Origin of the sequence: Haemophilus haemolyticus (assembly GCF_001008275.1) — a bacterium.
Lineage (GTDB): Bacteria > Pseudomonadota > Gammaproteobacteria > Enterobacterales > Pasteurellaceae > Haemophilus > Haemophilus haemolyticus_P.
Genome location: NZ_LCTH01000031.1, coordinates 14866 through 32107 on the forward strand (window position 1 = coordinate 14866; position 17242 = coordinate 32107).

The window sequence follows — 17242 nt, forward strand, 5'->3', positions numbered from 1 at the left end:
AATGAGCGAATTTATCACTATGGCGCACGGTAATGGCGGTGCTGCCATGCAGAAATTGATCCAAGATTATTTTGTGGAAGCCTTTGCCAATCCTATTTTGGCGCAAGGGGAAGATCAGGCAAGAATTCCATTAACCGAATTAGCAAAGCAAGGCGAAACACTGTCATTTAGCACAGATAGTTTTGTGATTGATCCCATTTTTTTCCCTGGAGGTAACATCGGGAAATTAGCAGTGTGCGGCACGGCAAATGATGTGGCGGTGTGCGGGGCGATACCAAAATATTTATCCTGTGGCTTTATTTTGGAAGAGGGATTGCCACTTGCGGATCTTAAAGCAATTATTCAATCAATGGCAGAAACCGCAAAAGCGGCAGGCATTCAGGTTGTTACTGGCGATACAAAAGTGGTACAAAAAGGTGCAGTGGATAAGATTTTTATCAATACCAGTGGAATTGGTGTTATTCCTCAAAATTTGGATTGGGGTGTTCATAAAATTCAGGCTGGCGATAAAATCATTGTGAGTGGCACTATTGGGGATCATGGCGCAACAATCTTAAATTTACGTGAAAAACTGGGTATCCAAACGGATCTTCACAGTGATTGCGCCGTGCTTTACCCATTGATTGAAAATTTACGCGAAGTAGATGGCGTGAAAGCAGTTCGAGATGCGACTCGTGGGGGAGTCAATGCTGTTTTGCATGAATTTGCACAGGCGCAACAGCTAGGCATGAACATTGATGAACAAGCCTTACCAATTCGCCAAGAAGTGCGGGGAATTTGTGAATTACTTGGTCTTGAAGCATTAAATTTCGCTAATGAAGGGAAATTGGTTATTGTTGCCTCCGCTGAAAAAACACCAGAAATTTTGACCGCACTTCGTCGTCATCCATTAGGTGAAAATGCGGCTGTGATTGGTGAAGTAACAACCGATAAAAAAGTGCGTTTAGTAGGCATTTTTGGACAAAGTCGATTGTTAGATTTACCAACAAATGAACCATTGCCAAGAATTTGTTAATGATTAGATAAAATTAAAGCCTTGATAATCAAGGCTTTAGTTTTTTTGTTTTGGGCTGGGGTCATCTGAACTGATGCGGTTCAAGCCTTATTCTATAAGGATTATTTAAAATTCAAAGTTAAAATATACTCCTAAATCTACTCCTAAAATCCAAAGTACCCCCTAAATTCTATTCATTTTTGCGAATAACTATTCATCATCATTTAAGATTCAAAATTTCAATCTATGTTTTTTTTCAGATAGGGAATGATAGGGCGGTTATCTGTAAAAAATAAAAATTTTCGCGGGAGATTTTTTTTGTGAAGTTTAATCACTTATTCACTTCTAACGGTCATTTTCCACTATAACTGTTTGATTATAAAAAAGAAAAAGACAAGTGATTAACAAGTGATACACAAGTGATAAAGTGATTAATGAAAGTGATTTATCACTTTTTTTTGCCATTTAATCACTTCTAGCCGCCAGCAAAAAAGAAAAATGCGATCTATCTGACAAATTTTCTAATTCACAAAGGGAAGGGATAAAGCATCTTGTTTCTGCTTGTCGTGCAATGATGAGTGATGATTATCGCAAGTAGCTAGAGATTAAAAGGTACTCCTAAGGGATATCCCTTTCCACGGGGTTTCGGGCGCGCGGTTTTCGGCTAATTTTTAGGTTTCTAGGCATCATCATCTTTCATCTAAAATCTTAATTTCGCGGTTGTAAAAATTGAGTTGAATGTACGGTTTTGACAGGTAAGCCCATAGCGATTTTACCCCCTCGCGCGCGCGTACTGGTCGCAAAACTCAATAAAAAAACGCCTAAAGTAGGCGTTCTATCATTAATAGCGTTGATGATTGATTATTATATCCCTGCGATAAGCTCGAAGGTTTGCGGGGCTTTATCCACCATGCGTAACAATAAAGAGGCGTGCGCGCTAGGTTTGGTTTTACCTTGCTCCCAGCCTTGATAGGTTCTTACACTGGTTCGTAACTTCTGCGCAAAGACAGCTTGAGAAAGGTTTAATTTCTCTCTAATTGCTTTCACTTCTTCCGCACTAATGCTTGCGGGTTCGATTCGCTCGCGCGTTTCTGTGCGTAGTGTGATTTTACCTTGTAAATGTTGCTCAAGAGCTTGCGCGCCTTCCATTAAATCATCAAATAAACGGCTCATTCTTTCCCCCTTGCCATTGCCTTTAAATTCTCTAATACCACTTTAAATGCGCGTTTCTCGCTTTCGTTTAAGTCTGCTTTTTCACCTTTTCCGTAAGCACTAAAAAGCCATATTTGCGCACCGTCTAAAAAGTAGTAATAAATCACCCTTGCGCCACCACGTTTCCCTTTATTTCTCTCACTATCGGCAATCCTAATTTTTCGCAAGCCACCAGCATTTTGTATCACGTCTCCCTTTTCAGGGTTTTCTAATAGCTCATTCTGGAAAGCCCGATATTCATCATCAGATAAATGCGCTTTTCTGTAACGCTCAAAGGGCGGTAATTCAATAAACGATAGTTTCACGATAAATAGACTGGGTGTTGTTTGTTACTTATTATACGCTTTAAGGGTATGAAGTAAACATTTTATTCAATGCTTATTTCCTCGCGCGCGTACTGATCCCGAAACTCAATAAAAAAGGCTCAATGCACTGCACTAAGCCTTTTAGTTATCCATCTGCAGTTATTCTTGCCACTCTGCCATAGTTTGACCTATGTTTATGTAGTAAATATTGGTAACGTTCTTACCGTCCTTTAATCGCTTTTTGAACTCGTGGGGGTATTTGCTTTCTTTGGTTGCTTGTCTAAACGAATCAAGAAAACGACTGCGCCCTAGTGGTTTATTGATGCCCATACAATCACAATAGAAAAGATATGATGCGTAAAGATATTGCCGTTCAGCGTTTTTAATTTGCGCCCTTGCATTGCCCATATACAAACCGTTCATTTCTTCTCGTGCGGTAAAGTGTCGGCAGAAATCTAGAATATGGTCGGCTTTCTGTTTCACTTCTAAGGCTTCCATTGATTCCCTCTGCTCAAGTAGTAATGCCCTTGCCTCTTTCGGGTCTTTGAACGTATCTAATAACAAGCGCACAATGCCAGCCGATTCTGAAAGCAGTTTATCCACCAGCTTTGTATCAATCATTGATTCAGGAACGGCTTTATTGAAATGATAGATTACGCGTCTACGAGCAATACCTCCGTTATGCTCTTTGAATGTTGCGCTCTTGTTGTTTGTCATCATATACACTGCATTGATAGTCGTATCGAAAGGGTCTCGATAAAGCAATCTTACGCTAATAGTATCGCCCCCTGTTATCGCCCTTAATTCTGCGCCATCGCCTATGTAATTTTCTTGATCGCTTGAATAGATTAATGTTTTATCAATGAGTTTCGCTCTATGATTGATATTTTCTAATTCTTTGAGGGTAATTGATGCGGTATTATCGGCACCAACCAACATCTTCGCCAATTCATTAAAGATACTTTTACCACTACCGCCCACGCCTGTAATTTCTAAAAATAATTGCCAGTCATAGCGATTGGTTAGCACCATGTAGAGTGCCGCTAAAATGCGCTTAGCCTTGCGTTCATCGTTACCGCTTACCCAATCAAGCCATTTATCAAAATTAGGCGTAAAGATTGGCGTTTCGCTGTAATCAATATCGATATAGGAAGTAAGATAATAATCAGGCGAGTGCGGTAAAAATTCCCCTGTTTTCGTATCAAGTACACCGTTAGAAAATGCCAACAGATTCTTTCTGCGCTCGCCCATTGGCTCAAGATAATAATCCAGCATAAGCCCCACCATATTTTCTATTTTGCGCTTGCTGTAACCAATCTCTTTCTCCTCAAAGAATCTTTTTACTTCTCGCCCTAATTTTTTATCCGTGAGGAATTGCCACTTTTTGCCAGTCCATAAATAAGCCAGTGTATTAACGCTATCAACCTTTAAGGTTTCGCCTGTCCACGCTAAAAAATCCCTCACTTTGAGATTATCGCTTAAATGGTCAAACATCTTGGCGTAATTATCATCAACTTCTTTAATCTCTCCGTGATAGGTTTCCCCATTACGTAACCGTTGAATATATCGGCTTACATCTCCCAGCATTTCGCCCGCCTCATTGCAATAAATGACACTCTCTGCGCTGGTGGTCTGCACGATATTCAAATAAATGCGCTCAAGCGTTTCATTTGAGAGCGCTACGCCATTATTTGCCTGTATTAAGCGGATAGACTGGGTATTTTTAGGCGCAATGCGATAGCTTTCTATCTGCTCTAAAATCTCACTATCCACCACCACACAAGGGAATGATTTCCCTTGCTCGCCTAGTGCATTTTCTAACTCAATTTCTACCGCACTTTTACCCATTTCATTAAAATGTTTTGCTATGGTTTGTGCTTGCGTGCCTATGCAGATAGTCACAAGACTTTGACCTGTGGGGTCTTGCTGTTTAGCGTAAGGGGCATTGATTAATTTAGCCATTTCTTGCCCCCTTGTGCTGCATCAATCCCTAATCCAATTCCCGCACATTGCTTAAATAAAAATGCGTCCTTGAACTGAATCACTCGAATTTGTGCAGTAGGGTAGAGTGTTTTAAAAGGCTCTATCGCCTCCTCAGCCTCCGCACGTCCTCTTCTCCCCTCTGCGTGAATAATGGGCGCGCGTGCATTGCCTAAACTAATTTCTAGCGTGTAGTGATTTAAATTAATTTCCTTAATCTTCGTAAGTTTCCCCTGCTGGGTATAAGCGCGATGAAGAATTAAAATATCCCCTTTGCTTTTTCGCATTGCAACAACAATCGGCATAAAAGCATCCTCAAAAACGTGATAGCCAGCAGTCAAAATAAAGGCGGTTTTACTCATTGCTCACCCCCTGTAATTTCTCGCCATCAACTCGTTCAATATTGAGGCTGTTTATTTGTGTAATCACTTCTTCAAACTTATGAATCAAATAGCCGTTAGCTTGATTAAAGTCTTTTAGGGTAGATTGATTGTCTCGGCAAAATGTTATCCCTTGAGATTTAGCCAGCGCATTAAAGAGCTTGCCACCCGCTTTTAGTCGGTCGATTAAGTCCACCATCTCATCACGCATTTTGAGCTTATGATGAAAATCATCAGGGTAAACCTCTAAACATTTACGGTTGCTATCTAAAATCAGCTTAAATTGGCGTGTAAGCTGGGCAAACTGAAAGGCTAAAGGGTTAGCGTATAGTTTCCCTTGATATTTGCTTTTAACCTCGCTACGTGCGTTTCCTTGCGTATTTTTAACCGCTTTGCTCTTTTCGCAAATTGCTTCAGAGTTTCGCAGTTTGCTTTCGCAGTTTTCATTCACAACGCCAGTATTTACAAGGGTTTGTGGAGAAATTAAGTTTTTAGTAAATCGTTTCGCACTTTCGCAGTTTTTAACCGCCCCTAAATGGGTTTGATTCATTTCATTTACGAACTGATTTATTTTCCCTTGCTGGTGGTTAGCTTTCCATTGCTCAAGCTGTGCCATTGCATTAGTTGGTTTCATTGTCTCCCCCTTTCAAAACTGTAATAACTTCTAACACTCGACCGCAAATATCAGCTTGTCCTATTTCGTGCTTACATCTGATTTTTGCCTGTAACGCCTCTCTAAGCGTGCCATATTTGCCCGCTATGAATTGGTCGCCATCGTCATAGGTAAAAACAAGGCTATAAGGGAATTTAGTGTTACTCATCATTCCCCCTAAAGCTCTTCTTCTAACGACATTACAGAAGTGAGGATTAATTTTGATACGGCACGGAAGGCGGCTTCATAGGTGGCGCGCTCGCCCTTATCAATCGTTCTATCGCCTTTGCTAATTAGTTCTGAAATTGCTTGAGCTTCCCACAATCCTTCAAGTGCTTTGGTAATTTCTTCATTACGCATGTGCCACCTCCATTGCAGCAGAGGTTGAAAGGGTAGGAAGTGCCGCTAAAGTGCGGTTGTTTTGAGGATTGATTCTTGCCACCACCGCAATAAAACGATAATCAGCAGATAGGCTCAAACGTGCCTGTTCTTCGGTGGTAGAATTAAGGGATATGACGCATAAGTTAAAATGCGATTGTGTGCGATTGACGCAAAGAAATTTGTAGATCATTTCTGCGGTGTCCTTTGGTTGATTTATAAGAACTACCGCTAGACTTTCCACGGTCGGGCGGTAGAGCATAACAGGGTGGAAAACTGCCACCAAAGGAAGACAGCCCGTCAAAGACGGCCCATTACGCTCTACCATTGAGAGAATGATCGGATTTAGATTGAAAACAAAATCCGCATATTCTTTAGGTGTGTGAATGTTACGAACAAAAAAAGCACGGTTTAATGGCGTGCTATCGTTCGCCTCTGGTAAATAGTTCAGCTTTCCACGGCTGGCAATCACTTTTTCTGATTGCGGGGAAATCATAGCGACTTTCTGGAACGCTGGCAATCTGTGATTATTTACAGAGTAAGATTCAGCTTTAACATCCACCGCTGGTGTAAGTTTAGGGTTTTGATTAATTCTGCCAACAAATAACAAGGTGTCGCCATCAGTAAAACGTGAGCGTGCTTGTTGTTCAGTATCGGCAAGAAGTCTGATTTTGATTTGAGGTGCGCGAATAAGCGCGAAAATGAATTGATACATTTTGCGTAACTCCGTATGTAAACACTTGAGAGTTACCGCGGAAAGTTTCCAGGCTTTGGCGGTAACGTGTAACGGTCTGGAAAACTGCCACATACGGTTAGCAGCAAAGGGCGAACCTTTACCGCTACACGCTACCATTGAGAGAGATTTGTAGATTTGATGAATAAAAACAAAATCCGCAAATTCTTTAGGTGTGCGAATGTTACGCATAAAAAAACACGCTTTAGGCGTGCTCTGCGCCGTATGTAAATAAGTCGAGTTTCCAGGCTCGGCAATCGTTTTTTGCGACTGCAGGGAAATAATGCCAAATTTCACCGCACTTTGTAAAGGGTTTAAATTGTAAAAGTTTTCATCATTGCTATAATGCTTGTGAATTAACTTCATATTAATTCCTAGTTTAATTGGTTGCATAAGATAATTCCTTAGTTACGCCGTAGGGTTGATTATTTCCCTATGGCGTTTTGTTTTATAGGGTTGATGCAAGGCTAAAAGCCACCAGCAATAAGGCGATAAAGATTAGAAATTGAATCATCTCGGTAAAGTCGTTCATTGTGTTTTTCCTTATGCCGCTCCTTCACGCTCTGCCAGTTCGGATAATCTGCCTTTTCGCTCGTGATAGCTCATATCAAGATTGATTAAGGCTGTGTTCGTTGTTTGTAATGTTTTTAATAGCTTCAGTTGCGATACATTAAACGCATCTCGAACATTGCCTACAATGCCGTTTTTAGCTTTCCATTTCCGCACATTTGAACCAATAACAAGGCTATCTAGCATTTCTTGGTTTTGGCTGTAGTGATAGGCTTTAGGTTTCACGCCCGCCCGCACTAATTGAGCCTTGATTGCATCGGTCATTTCCCTGTTTCGGTCTATGCTTTCCAATCGCTCTATAGTTTTTGATAGGGTGTTTTTATATATGGCAGGTGATGAAGTTCTTAGCTGTTTTTCAGCCTCAATAAAATGCTGTCTTATTGCTCGCCCTATTTCGTTCTTTTCCATTAAACATAGGTGCTTTGCCATATCTAAAGAAACAATATAATCAGAACGATTATGCCCGCCTCGTGTTTCTTTTTGCTCGTCCGTTTTGTCGTGCAAAAAATAATCACTGCTTTTACTTGCCAATTTTGGCAAATCAATAATTAAATTTTGAACAATTACAAAATCCTGATTTTCAATAAAACCAGCTTGTTCGATTCGTGCTTTAATCCACTTTGAATAATCCCGCCCCACTTTTAAGAATCGGTGCACATCTCGGGCATTGATTCCGCTCACGCCATTAAAACGGTTCTGCGGATTAGCTAATAGGTTGATAATTTCTGCTTTGCTTGTATCAAGCTCCGATAAATCTAGTTCAATTCTATTTTTCATTGTCTATCTCCTTACACTGCTTTGCGCTGTTTGGTACATTGGCTGGCGTTTATTGTGTTCATTCTGATAATAGGACGGCTGGAAATTGAGCCGTCTAAAATCGTCTGAATAATCTAAGTTTTTAATCGCCTAACTCCTGTTTTCTTTTTCTCATCATCTCTAAGTGTTTTTTCGTGGTGTAAAAACTCGTTTCTAATCGCTCATTCTTCCGTAGCCCCGCTGTCATCTTCGTGAAGTCGTCTATTTCGCACTGAATCGCTACAAGGCGCTGTTCTAACACTTCAATAACCTCATCTATCGGGTATGGCTCGTTATCGCTGTATAGGCTCATAAACGTGAAGATTTGATGCGATTTTCTATAGTGTTGAATTGCTTGTTTAAGTAGAAAAAGATTGTTTTTTTGCTATGGTGCATTTCATTAAATACTTACCCTTTTATTAGCGGATCTTCTTGTTACTAATTAAAAAAATCATGGGGTTTTCATGGTGGATCTTTTTAACCGCCCCATCTCCTTAAACAACCCTTTCATTCCACGAGGAATAACAAAAGGGCGGGGCGGTATCTTTATCGGCTCATAGACTTCATTACTGATCAAATCCGCCCGCCATGTTCTTCCCCTGTAATGCGGTAAGGTCTCCCCACGTTGTTGCATCTCTGCTTTTTCCTGCTCAATTTGTTCCCATACTCGGCAATGATTCAGTAGGTCACTGGCTCTTGCTCGTAGTGTGTGCGGTTTCATTCGATTAGCTCGCTCATCACCTAAAACTGCCAATAAAGCGTGCTTAGCGTTACCCATTCGGGCATAGGCTTTCGCAAATTGGCTTTCTATCTCTTTTCCGTAGCTCATTTTTTAAACCTCTTATCTTTGGGTATGCCTAAATTTGGGCGCACCCCTCGCGCGCGCGTACTGGTCGCAAAACTCCTGTTAATCCACCAGCGGTAAATAATTCGCATCGGCTCTATGTTCTTGATGAATAGCCAACACTTCGATTTGCCGTTTTAAGTCGTTTACTTGCTCAATGGCACAATCTACTTCTTCAAGGATTAATTCATAGATTTGCTTAGGGGTTGCTGGTGGCTCATTCCCATCTTTATCGGGATAATCAAGAATCGTGCCGTTGATTGCAGTATCGGTTAGGTATCGTAAGCGGTCTAACGTGTCCGAAATCGTCCATAGCGTTACGTGCTTGCATTTTTGGGTGTTGGTCTGTTGATTTGTATTAGCCATTTTTTCAGTCGCTCCTTGCTCGTTTAATTCAACATTCCGCCCATTTCGGTAAATGTCAGTTTTTCATCTTGGCAAAATTGTTGTTCAAGGTGTCGCATGGTTTCTTGTTTGGTATCAGTGGAAAGGATTTCAGCAAGTGGAATGAGTGCGCCATTTCCTTTTTTCATCGGGTTAAATGCCATGCCATTTTCAGAAAGTGCGGTAAGCTCTTGTTGCATTTCCTCATCAATCAGTAATGGGGCTTTTGTGCTTTGTTGAAGAAAAGCAATCATGATCAACGCCTCTTGCATTGTGTCAGCGTCAATGCCTAACGGCAGAAAATCGCCCACATCAAGCCATAAAACGGTATTTACCTCCCAATCTTCAGAAGTTACCGTTAAATGCGGAAATTGCGCCTTTGAATAAGTAATTGAAATCGGGGTATTAATTAAATCTTTACGCCCTTGTTCTGTTGTGCAGTCTTTGCAATCGGTCATTTTTAATTTTTCCTTAGTCGTTATATTGATGATTTTGGCTTACTTCATTTTGGTGCAGTACATACACGCCCACGCGGTGCGCCAATCCGCTTGAGTCGGTTTCTTTGCGGTAAAAGGTATCAATATGAAAACCTTTATCTCTGAGTTCCTTAATTCGTGCAGGTGGGAAGTAAATCCCTAGCTCTCGCAATTCGTTGGTACTATGCGGGCGCACATATAAGCGCTGTAAAATGTATTTCTGTTGCTCATAAACGCTAGTTGTATTGATTGCCATCATTTCCGCCTTAGCTAACTCTACATTCGTTGGCGAGTTTTAAAACGTAAGCATTAATTTCAGATTCAAGGAAACAAGTCGCCCCGTTTGCTACCTTGATTGCCTTAGGGAAGTCAGGGCGATAGCGTTTGGCTTTTGGATTGCGCCAGTCGTCTAAGGTGGTAAGGCTCACGCCTAATCGTTCAGCAGTTGATTTACGTCTTAAAAAGCGTGGTGCTTGTTCTGTGTCGTTTGGTGGTGTGATCGTTTTGTCTGGCATAATGCCCCCTTATGTTGTAGATAGATACATATACCGCCTTATAGTGTCATTTGCGGTTCGAGGGGTATTGTGGGGAATTATTTAGGTGGGTTCTATTTGTTGGTTTGTTATTAAGAAAGTGGTTTTAAATTAAGGCTTAATTTAAAAGAATAGCAATAAAAAAGCCCTTAATTTAAAACATTAAAGGGCTTAATTTAAAAGTTACTTTGTAATTTTGCTAGGGAACGGGCTATGCGATATTTGCTTTCCATCTAAACCTATTTTAGTTAAACGGATATTTTCATCAATTAGATTATCAAAGGTTTGATAGCTTGCGCCCTTATTGTTGATTCCTTGCTCTTTTAGATCTGCATTGATTACATCAAAAAGCGCATTTCTACTTTCCATTCCTTGATAGTTTTTCAATATAAGCAAGGTAAAAATATCTCTCTGAATTTTACTAATTCGTGTTACCTTTCCATTTCCTAAAACTGGTTCAGAATCTACCGCACTTTGTTGTGCTTTGTCTTCAAGTTCAGAAATACGCGTTTGTAGTTCTGCGTTTTTTAACTGTAATTGCGCAATGATTGAATCTTTTTCTGTATCTATATGAGTATTTTCAAGCTCAGTAATCCGGGCATTTAGCTTGTTAATTTCTGCACTTTCATTGTGAGTATTATTTATTTCTGTTGGCTTATATTGCTCATGCTGCGTAAGAGTATCAATACTTAAAAGTTTTTCTATACGTGCTCTATCAATATAAATATCCTGCTGTCCCTTCTTTAGGTAAATTCTTGCCTCTTCAGCAAATCCCCAACCTTCATAGAAGTCTACACCTTCTGGGTTATCTCTAACAGTTTCTAAAGCCTCAAAGAAAAAATTTGGATGAATATAAGTTTCTTTTTCATCAATCGATTTAGGTATATTAAATACTGCAATTCCATTTTGCTCTTGCCAGAAATCATATTGCTCATCTCCCCATATATCTTCGTCCGTTTTTCTAATATCGTTAGGTGCAAGTTTTACTAAAAGGTATGTCGCTATATCTTGGAATGAGGAATTTGGATTGTATTTTTTTATAAAATCTAACAGCTCAGTGATTGAAATATATTTTTGCTCTCGTTGTTGTTTTATCTGTAATAGCTCGCCTTGAATATCAATCATAAAACGCCCCTATGCGTTGCCCCTATTTATGAAAGGAAGTGCGGCAAAATAAAAATAGGGTTTTATTCTTTCGGTGTGGGTAATTAGTCCGCACCTAGCCGCACTTAATTTGAATCTATATCGCAATGCTAGTCTATATTGTTATATAGTGCTTTATAGCGCCTATTTTACCTGCTATTTTGTACAGTTCAAGTATAAATTTTCTTCGCTTTCCTTACCTGCCGCCAGCATCACAATTGCATCTCTATTCTTCACTCTCCAATTAGCCTTACCACTTTTTTGGTTAAAAAATAATCTTGCCTATTCCAGTAATCACTTTATCACTTGTTAATCACTTCTCTTTTTACTCTATTTTTTTATTTAAAATCAAAAAGATATAAATATTAGAAGTGAATAAGTGAATAAGTGATTAAGATTTATAAAAAAAATCACAAGGGGTATATAAAAAAATAGACAAAAAAATAACCGATAACGTTACTTGTTATCGGCTATCGGTGGTGGCTTAAACAACCATTTTCAAATGATGCTTAGGCAATGCACCGTTTGAACATTCCTCGATAAAATCGCCCCATACCTGTAAGAGTTTAAAACGTTGCTCTAATCGTTCTCCCCTGTCATAGGCCGCCTTGATTCTGTCTGATTTCATGTGCGATAGAGCAACCTCGATTAATTCACTATCATAGCCTTTGTCATTCAAATAGGTGCTTGCGATAGCTCTCAATCCGTGCGCAACTAATTTACCGTGATAACCCATGCGCTTTATTGCAGAATTTGCCGTTTGTGTGTTTACGTGGGTTTGAGGGTTCTTTGCGCTAGGGAATAAATAAACCTTACTTTCACTTCGTTTTTTAATTTCTCGCAATAATGCCATCGCTTGCCGTGATAGAGTGATTTTATGCTCACGCCCTTTGTCTGTTTCTTTAATCCCTTTTTTGATGTAAATCGTCCATATTCTCGCTTGCTCATCAATATCCTCATATCTTGCGGTAGCCGCCTCATTTGGGCGTGTCATAGTGAGCATCTGCCATAGAATTAAAAAACGAGTCTGTAAGTGAATTTGAGCATTGTTTAAGGTGTAAAGAAATTCCCCTAAATCTTCTGGCTTAATGGTTTTAAAGTGCTCTACCGTAGGGCTATCAAATTCTTTAGATATTTTTTCGGTAGGGTTGCTTGATATGTAGCCTCTATGCAAGGCGTAAGACATTATTTCATTGTGCTTTTGAATGGTGCGCTTAAGTTTCTCTAGCGTTCCCTCATCTTGATAGCGTTTGAACGCTTTCAATGCCATAGGGGCGGTAATTGCAGAGATAGGCAATGCGCCAAAGTGCGGTAAAAGATTTCTTCTTATTAGGCTGGCCACGTCTTTTTGATAATCCAAAGAAAAGTTCTTTTTTGTCTTACGATATTCGAACCACGCCCACGCCATCGATTCATAAGTATTAGCTAAATCATCTGTCTTTGTTTTGTGTAGGTGCTCCCTGTGAGTTTTAGGGTCTATATTTTGCGCCAATAGTGCACGATATTCTTCACGGATTGTGCGCGCCTCTGCTAACGATAAATCAGGGAATGACCCTAGACTAATTTCAGTGCGTTTAGGTGGAGTAGTAAAAGGCTTGTAATAATTAAATCGCCATAGCTTAGAGCCATTGGGCGTTATAGATAAAAATAAACCTTGTCCATCTATTAGCTTGTAGGGTTTATCTTTTGGTTTCGCTTTCTCTATTTGGGTATTAGAAAGAGTTTTAGTAGTACGTGCCATAGTAGTACAGCCTTATTTTAGTAGTATAAAACTGATAGCGGTTGCACCCAGTGTTTGCAAGGGGTTTTAGCGTTTTAGGAGTATAATTTTTTCCTTGTTAAAAAAGATCCTACTAAATCTACTCCTAAAATTCTAGGGTTAAATAGTGTTTTATAGTGGCGTATAGGGAATAAAAAAGCCTTGATTCCAGTAAAATCAAGGCTTTGTAATGTCGTATAATGACGTATGATTTTGATTGTTGGTGGAGCTGGGGGGAGTTGAACCCCCGTCCGAAATTACTCTACCTTCAGCACTACACGTTTAGTCTCGTCTTTAATTTCACTTAAGCATGCGGACAGACACGCTAAACTTAAGCTAGTTTGATTCAATTTAGTGCTTCGATCCTCAAACGGTGGCTTCCACACGATCTCGTTTTGGTTTGACTCCGCGTTATCCCCGTCTTACGAGCGGAAGCTGGGGCGCGAAGGCTAAATGCAGGTTATTAAGCTGCTAAAGCGTATTGTTCGTCGTTTGCGACTATTTTTTTGCGGTTTATTTACGAGGCCTACCGCACCTCGACGTGCACCTTGGGCTTCGCTAATCCCGTCGAATCCAGAATCAGCCCCAAAATTGTAGACTAGTCTAACAAAAAACAAGCAGAAGAAAAAGAGCGGTATTTATTAAATGCGAGAGTTAGGGTAAAATTTCGGCGTTTTATAGGAGAAAATAATGTCATTTTTTAAATATTTAGTACTCGCTTTGTTTGTAGCTAGTTGTTCAATTTCTTCTGCAATTGCAAAAGAAAATGTTTCAAAGGAAAAACCTAAAAGTGTAGAAAAAACTGCAACTGAAGAAAAAAGCTACCCTAAGTATGTTAACTATGCTATTTCTATTGATGTTGGCGATAGAGATATTGTGGTAGGTGAGGATGGTCAAGCGCTTTCTCGCTTTAAATATACCATTACGAATAAAAGTGAATTCCCGATTCAAAATATTCAATGGATGAGTGTGTATGTGCATAATCGTCAAGTTGTGCATAGCCAAGATATGCAAATAGAATTAGAAAATACCTTATTACCAGGCAAGTCTCTGACAATCAATTTACAAATTCCATTTGCTCAAATTGATGAAAAATACCGTTCAATTTTTATGAATACACAAGAACCTATTCATGTGTATAAAATTGAACGTTCAGTCATGTTTAAAGATAAGAGAGTCGTTTCTGATAATTAATCATGTATACTTGAACAGTAATTAAAGTGCGGTTATACTAAATAAAATTTAACCGCACTTTTTTTATGCTACAAGATAAAAAAATTATTCACATTGATATGGATTGTTTTTACGCATCGATTGAGATTCGTGAAAATCCTAATTTGCAGGGAAAGCCTGTTGCTGTAGGTGGTTCTTCTCGTCAACGTGGTGTATTAACAACTTGTAATTATGAGGCGAGAAAATTTGGTTTGCATAGTGCAATGCCAACGGCTCAGGCCATAAAAAAGTGTCCTAATCTTATTCTTGTGCCTGTGAATATGACGTTGTATAAACAAGTTTCGGCGCAAATTCATCAAATCTTCCAGCGTTATACCGATATTATTGAACCACTTTCTTTAGATGAAGCTTATTTAGATGTTACGCATTGCCAAAAATGTTCAGGTTCAGCGACTTGGATCGCACAAGAAATCCGCCAAGCTATTTTTGATGAATTGAAATTAACGGCTTCAGCGGGTATTGCGCCTTTAAAATTCCTTGCCAAAATTGCCTCGGATATGAATAAACCTAATGGGCAATTTGTGATTAAGCCGAACGAAGTCAGTGAATTCATTAAAACCTTACCTTTAAATAAAATTCCTGGTGTGGGTAAAGTAACATCACAACGATTACTTGATATGGGATTAGAAACTTGTGCTGACATTCAAAACTTTGATCAAATCGTCTTATTAAATCAATTTGGTAAAGCGGGTAAACGTATTTGGGATTTTAGTCATGGCATTGATGATCGTGAAGTACAAGCCCATCGTGAACGTAAATCAGTTGGCGTAGAACAAACTTTGCTTGAAAACATTCACACAATTGAGCAAGCTTCAGCCTTATTGAATAATCTTTATCAAGAGTTAATTCGTCGCCTTGAACGTGTTAGTCCTAATATACCGTTATCTTCATTCCATAAAATTGGCGTAAAGTTTAAATTTGAAGATTTTCAAGTAACCACTTTAGAGAAAACTGGTTTGCCTCTTTCTTTGGAGAGTTTTCAGCAATTACTTCCTCAAATTTTTATGAGAGCAAAAGGGCGAACGATTCGTTTAATTGGGCTACATGTCAATTTACCTGAAGAAAATAAACAAGAACAAATGAGCCTCTGGTGATATAATCTCACAGCTTTTTAGGAGTCGATATTATGGAACATAAATTAGAAGATATTATTGCAATTTTTAATCAATGTTTTGAAGAGGAATACAACACTCGCTTAGTCAAAGGCGGTGATGAGCCGATTTATTTACCCGCAAATAATGAAGTGCCTTATAACGCGATTTATTTTGCTAGAGGCTTTTACAGCAGTGCCTTGCACGAAATTGCCCATTGGTTAGTAGCAGGCAAAGAACGCCGTAAACTAGAAGATTTTGGTTATTGGTATGAGCCAGATGGACGTTCAGAAGAACGTCAGCGTGATTTTGAAAAAGTTGAAGTTAAACCGCAAGCATTAGAGTGGATTTTGGCGACGGCGGCAGATTTTCGTTATTTTGCTAGTGCGGATAATTTGAATGGCAATCCGGGTGATACACAGCCTTTTAAACAAGCCGTGTATGAGCAAGTGAAAATCTACGCGGAAAAAGGTTTACCAAAACGAGCTGAAACGCTACGTCATGCGCTTGCTATGTTTTATGGCACAGAAGATCGTATTGATTTAAGTAAATTTGATGTGACGCGTATTTAAAGAGCGGTGATTTTTAACCGCACTTTTGACACTGTCAATTTTCCCTAAAATCGGCTAGAATACGCCGATTTTATTTTCGGTGACTTATAAATGATGAAAGATTCCATTATTGCAAAATTAGAAAGTTTAAAAGAACGTTATGAAGAGCTAGAAGCCTTATTGGGCGATGTTTCTGTAATTAGTGATCAGGATAAATTCCGTGCGTATTCTAAAGAATATTCGCAACTTGAAGAAGTGGTGAAATGTTTTAATCGTTGGACGCAATTAAATCAAAATATCGAAGAAGCTGAAATATTGCTCGACGATCCTGAAATGAAAGAAATGGCGCAAATGGAAATCGAAGAATCCAAAGCGGAAATTGAAGAAGTAGAACAACAACTTCAAATTCTTTTATTGCCGAAAGATCCTAATGATGAATATAACTGCTATTTAGAAATCCGCGCGGGAACTGGTGGTGATGAAGCGGGTATTTTTGCAGGTGATTTATTCCGTATGTATAGCCGTTATGCAGAAAGTAAACGCTGGCGTGTAGAAATGCTAAGTGCTAACGAAAGTGAGCAAGGCGGTTATAAAGAGGTGATTGTTAAAGTCACTGGCGAAGGTGTGTATGGTCAGTTAAAGTTTGAGTCTGGTGGTCATCGTGTGCAACGTGTACCAAAAACCGAATCGCAAGGGCGTATCCACACGTCTGCTTGTACTGTTGCGGTTATGCCAGAATTACCTGAATCTGAAATGCCAGAAATCAATCCAGCAGATTTACGTATTGATACTTACCGCTCATCAGGCGCTGGTGGTCAGCACGTAAATACAACGGATTCTGCGGTGCGTATTACACATATTCCAACAGGTATTGTGGTGGAATGTCAGGATGAGCGTTCACAGCACAAAAATAAAGCGAAAGCAATGTCGGTATTAGCGTCACGTATTGTTCAAGCAGAGCAAGAACGCCAAGCTGCAGAACAAACAGATATGCGCCGTAACTTATTAGGTTCGGGCGATCGATCCGATAAAATCCGTACATATAATTATCCGCAAGGTCGAGTAACCGATCACCGTATTAATCTCACTATTTACCGTTTGGATGAAGTGATGAATGGTAAAATTGATGAACTGATTCAGCCGATTATTACCGAATATCAAGCGGATCAGTTGGCGGCATTGTCTGAACAGAATTAATGATAGGGGCATCTGGTTTCAGATGTCCTTTT

At 39.5% G+C, this 17242-nt stretch carries 21 protein-coding genes and 1 other RNA gene; 5 read left to right on the forward strand and 17 right to left on the reverse strand.

The window, feature by feature from the left end; translation table 11 throughout:
* The first annotated feature begins 1 nt into the window (after position 1).
* Entirely contained in the window at positions 2–1015 is a 1014-nt protein-coding gene (gene hypE / locus AAX15_RS04685; protein WP_046939345.1) for a hydrogenase expression/formation protein HypE, read from the forward strand.
* 843 nt (positions 1016–1858) lie between these two features.
* On the opposite strand, the gene AAX15_RS04690 is transcribed toward hypE, so the two are convergent.
* The 17 genes from AAX15_RS04690 to ssrA all read right to left on the reverse strand — a co-directional run bounded on the left by AAX15_RS04690 (position 1859) and on the right by ssrA (position 13725).
* Positions 1859–2167: a helix-turn-helix domain-containing protein gene (locus tag AAX15_RS04690; protein ID WP_005702039.1), complete on the reverse strand. Its 309-nt coding sequence runs from the start codon at positions 2165–2167 to the stop codon at positions 1859–1861.
* A complete protein-coding gene (locus tag AAX15_RS04695; protein ID WP_046939346.1) occupies positions 2164–2511 on the reverse strand; it encodes a type II toxin-antitoxin system RelE/ParE family toxin in 348 nt (115 codons plus the stop codon). Before AAX15_RS04695 ends, AAX15_RS04690 begins: the two co-directional genes overlap by 4 nt.
* 159 nt (positions 2512–2670) lie before the next feature.
* Positions 2671–4473 (reverse strand): DNA primase family protein, encoded by a 1803-nt coding sequence (locus AAX15_RS04700; protein ID WP_046939347.1) that lies wholly within the window; start codon positions 4471–4473, stop codon positions 2671–2673.
* A complete protein-coding gene (locus AAX15_RS04705) occupies positions 4461–4853 on the reverse strand; it encodes a hypothetical protein (RefSeq protein ID WP_046939348.1) in 393 nt (130 codons plus the stop codon). The genes AAX15_RS04700 and AAX15_RS04705 overlap by 13 nt, the downstream gene beginning before the upstream one ends.
* Positions 4846–5505, reverse strand: a complete 660-nt coding sequence (locus tag AAX15_RS04710; protein WP_046939349.1) for a hypothetical protein — start codon at positions 5503–5505, stop codon at positions 4846–4848. The genes AAX15_RS04705 and AAX15_RS04710 overlap by 8 nt, the downstream gene beginning before the upstream one ends.
* Complete coding sequence (locus AAX15_RS04715; protein WP_080950427.1) at positions 5492–5695, reverse strand: hypothetical protein; 204 nt, start codon at positions 5693–5695, stop codon at positions 5492–5494. Before AAX15_RS04715 ends, AAX15_RS04710 begins: the two co-directional genes overlap by 14 nt.
* Before the next feature lie 5 nt (positions 5696–5700).
* Complete coding sequence (locus AAX15_RS04720) at positions 5701–5883, reverse strand: hypothetical protein (protein ID WP_046939351.1); 183 nt, start codon at positions 5881–5883, stop codon at positions 5701–5703.
* Positions 5876–7027, reverse strand: a complete 1152-nt coding sequence (locus tag AAX15_RS09625; RefSeq protein WP_080950428.1) for a host cell division inhibitor Icd-like protein — start codon at positions 7025–7027, stop codon at positions 5876–5878. The genes AAX15_RS04720 and AAX15_RS09625 overlap by 8 nt, the downstream gene beginning before the upstream one ends.
* A gap of 150 nt (positions 7028–7177) precedes the next feature.
* The gene (locus tag AAX15_RS04735) at positions 7178–7981 is read right to left on the reverse strand and encodes an antA/AntB antirepressor family protein (RefSeq protein ID WP_046939352.1); all 804 of its coding nucleotides are present in this window, start codon (positions 7979–7981) and stop codon (positions 7178–7180) included.
* A 469-nt stretch (positions 7982–8450) separates the two neighbouring features.
* Complete coding sequence (locus tag AAX15_RS04745) at positions 8451–8828, reverse strand: hypothetical protein (RefSeq protein ID WP_046939353.1); 378 nt, start codon at positions 8826–8828, stop codon at positions 8451–8453.
* A 78-nt stretch (positions 8829–8906) separates the two neighbouring features.
* Entirely contained in the window at positions 8907–9209 is a 303-nt protein-coding gene (locus AAX15_RS04750; protein WP_046939354.1) for a hypothetical protein, read from the reverse strand.
* A gap of 23 nt (positions 9210–9232) precedes the next feature.
* Positions 9233–9685, reverse strand: coding sequence for a hypothetical protein (locus AAX15_RS04755; RefSeq protein WP_046939355.1), 453 nt, complete (start codon positions 9683–9685; stop codon positions 9233–9235).
* A 13-nt stretch (positions 9686–9698) separates the two neighbouring features.
* The gene (locus tag AAX15_RS04760) at positions 9699–9959 is read right to left on the reverse strand and encodes a helix-turn-helix domain-containing protein (protein WP_046939356.1); all 261 of its coding nucleotides are present in this window, start codon (positions 9957–9959) and stop codon (positions 9699–9701) included.
* Between the two features lie 10 nt (positions 9960–9969).
* Positions 9970–10218 carry a helix-turn-helix transcriptional regulator gene (locus AAX15_RS04765; RefSeq protein ID WP_005641968.1) on the reverse strand — a complete coding sequence of 83 codons (249 nt, stop codon included), beginning with the start codon at positions 10216–10218 and terminating at the stop codon, positions 9970–9972.
* Between the two features lie 201 nt (positions 10219–10419).
* The gene (locus AAX15_RS04770) at positions 10420–11361 is read right to left on the reverse strand and encodes a hypothetical protein (RefSeq protein ID WP_046939357.1); all 942 of its coding nucleotides are present in this window, start codon (positions 11359–11361) and stop codon (positions 10420–10422) included.
* A 502-nt stretch (positions 11362–11863) separates the two neighbouring features.
* Positions 11864–13120 carry an integrase arm-type DNA-binding domain-containing protein gene (locus AAX15_RS04775; RefSeq protein ID WP_046939358.1) on the reverse strand — a complete coding sequence of 419 codons (1257 nt, stop codon included), beginning with the start codon at positions 13118–13120 and terminating at the stop codon, positions 11864–11866.
* Positions 13121–13359: 239 nt separating this feature from the next.
* Positions 13360–13725, reverse strand: a transfer-messenger RNA (tmRNA) gene (ssrA, locus tag AAX15_RS09310).
* A 103-nt stretch (positions 13726–13828) separates the two neighbouring features.
* Here ssrA and AAX15_RS04780 point away from each other — a divergent pair.
* The 4 genes from AAX15_RS04780 to prfA all read left to right on the forward strand — a co-directional run bounded on the left by AAX15_RS04780 (position 13829) and on the right by prfA (position 17210).
* The gene (locus AAX15_RS04780; protein WP_046939359.1) at positions 13829–14332 is read left to right on the forward strand and encodes a hypothetical protein; all 504 of its coding nucleotides are present in this window, start codon (positions 13829–13831) and stop codon (positions 14330–14332) included.
* 65 nt (positions 14333–14397) lie between these two features.
* Positions 14398–15465 (forward strand): DNA polymerase IV, encoded by a 1068-nt coding sequence (gene dinB / locus AAX15_RS04785; protein WP_046939360.1) that lies wholly within the window; start codon positions 14398–14400, stop codon positions 15463–15465.
* Positions 15466–15497: 32 nt separating this feature from the next.
* Positions 15498–16034, forward strand: coding sequence for an elongation factor P hydroxylase (locus AAX15_RS04790; protein ID WP_046939361.1), 537 nt, complete (start codon positions 15498–15500; stop codon positions 16032–16034).
* A 93-nt stretch (positions 16035–16127) separates the two neighbouring features.
* Positions 16128–17210: a peptide chain release factor 1 gene (gene prfA, locus AAX15_RS04795; protein ID WP_032803489.1), complete on the forward strand. Its 1083-nt coding sequence runs from the start codon at positions 16128–16130 to the stop codon at positions 17208–17210.
* Positions 17211–17242 lie beyond the last annotated feature (32 nt).

Coding starts and splice junctions, on each gene's coding strand:
- AAX15_RS04715 (WP_080950427.1), bottom strand. CDS start 5,695: ATGATGAGTAACACTAAATTCCCTTATAGCCTTGTTTTTACCTATGAC.
- AAX15_RS04760 (WP_046939356.1), bottom strand. CDS start 9,959: ATGGCAATCAATACAACTAGCGTTTATGAGCAACAGAAATACATTTTA.
- AAX15_RS04690 (WP_005702039.1), bottom strand. CDS start 2,167: ATGAGCCGTTTATTTGATGATTTAATGGAAGGCGCGCAAGCTCTTGAG.
- AAX15_RS04770 (WP_046939357.1), bottom strand. CDS start 11,361: ATGATTGATATTCAAGGCGAGCTATTACAGATAAAACAACAACGAGAG.
- AAX15_RS04780 (WP_046939359.1), top strand. CDS start 13,829: ATGTCATTTTTTAAATATTTAGTACTCGCTTTGTTTGTAGCTAGTTGT.
- AAX15_RS09625 (WP_080950428.1), bottom strand. CDS start 7,027: ATGCAACCAATTAAACTAGGAATTAATATGAAGTTAATTCACAAGCAT.
- AAX15_RS04765 (WP_005641968.1), bottom strand. CDS start 10,218: ATGCCAGACAAAACGATCACACCACCAAACGACACAGAACAAGCACCA.
- dinB (WP_046939360.1), top strand. CDS start 14,398: ATGCTACAAGATAAAAAAATTATTCACATTGATATGGATTGTTTTTAC.
- AAX15_RS04710 (WP_046939349.1), bottom strand. CDS start 5,505: ATGAAACCAACTAATGCAATGGCACAGCTTGAGCAATGGAAAGCTAAC.
- AAX15_RS04745 (WP_046939353.1), bottom strand. CDS start 8,828: ATGAGCTACGGAAAAGAGATAGAAAGCCAATTTGCGAAAGCCTATGCC.
- AAX15_RS04790 (WP_046939361.1), top strand. CDS start 15,498: ATGGAACATAAATTAGAAGATATTATTGCAATTTTTAATCAATGTTTT.
- AAX15_RS04775 (WP_046939358.1), bottom strand. CDS start 13,120: ATGGCACGTACTACTAAAACTCTTTCTAATACCCAAATAGAGAAAGCG.
- AAX15_RS04735 (WP_046939352.1), bottom strand. CDS start 7,981: ATGAAAAATAGAATTGAACTAGATTTATCGGAGCTTGATACAAGCAAA.
- AAX15_RS04705 (WP_046939348.1), bottom strand. CDS start 4,853: ATGAGTAAAACCGCCTTTATTTTGACTGCTGGCTATCACGTTTTTGAG.
- AAX15_RS04755 (WP_046939355.1), bottom strand. CDS start 9,685: ATGACCGATTGCAAAGACTGCACAACAGAACAAGGGCGTAAAGATTTA.
- hypE (WP_046939345.1), top strand. CDS start 2: ATGAGCGAATTTATCACTATGGCGCACGGTAATGGCGGTGCTGCCATG.
- AAX15_RS04700 (WP_046939347.1), bottom strand. CDS start 4,473: ATGGCTAAATTAATCAATGCCCCTTACGCTAAACAGCAAGACCCCACA.
- AAX15_RS04720 (WP_046939351.1), bottom strand. CDS start 5,883: ATGCGTAATGAAGAAATTACCAAAGCACTTGAAGGATTGTGGGAAGCT.
- AAX15_RS04750 (WP_046939354.1), bottom strand. CDS start 9,209: ATGGCTAATACAAATCAACAGACCAACACCCAAAAATGCAAGCACGTA.
- prfA (WP_032803489.1), top strand. CDS start 16,128: ATGAAAGATTCCATTATTGCAAAATTAGAAAGTTTAAAAGAACGTTAT.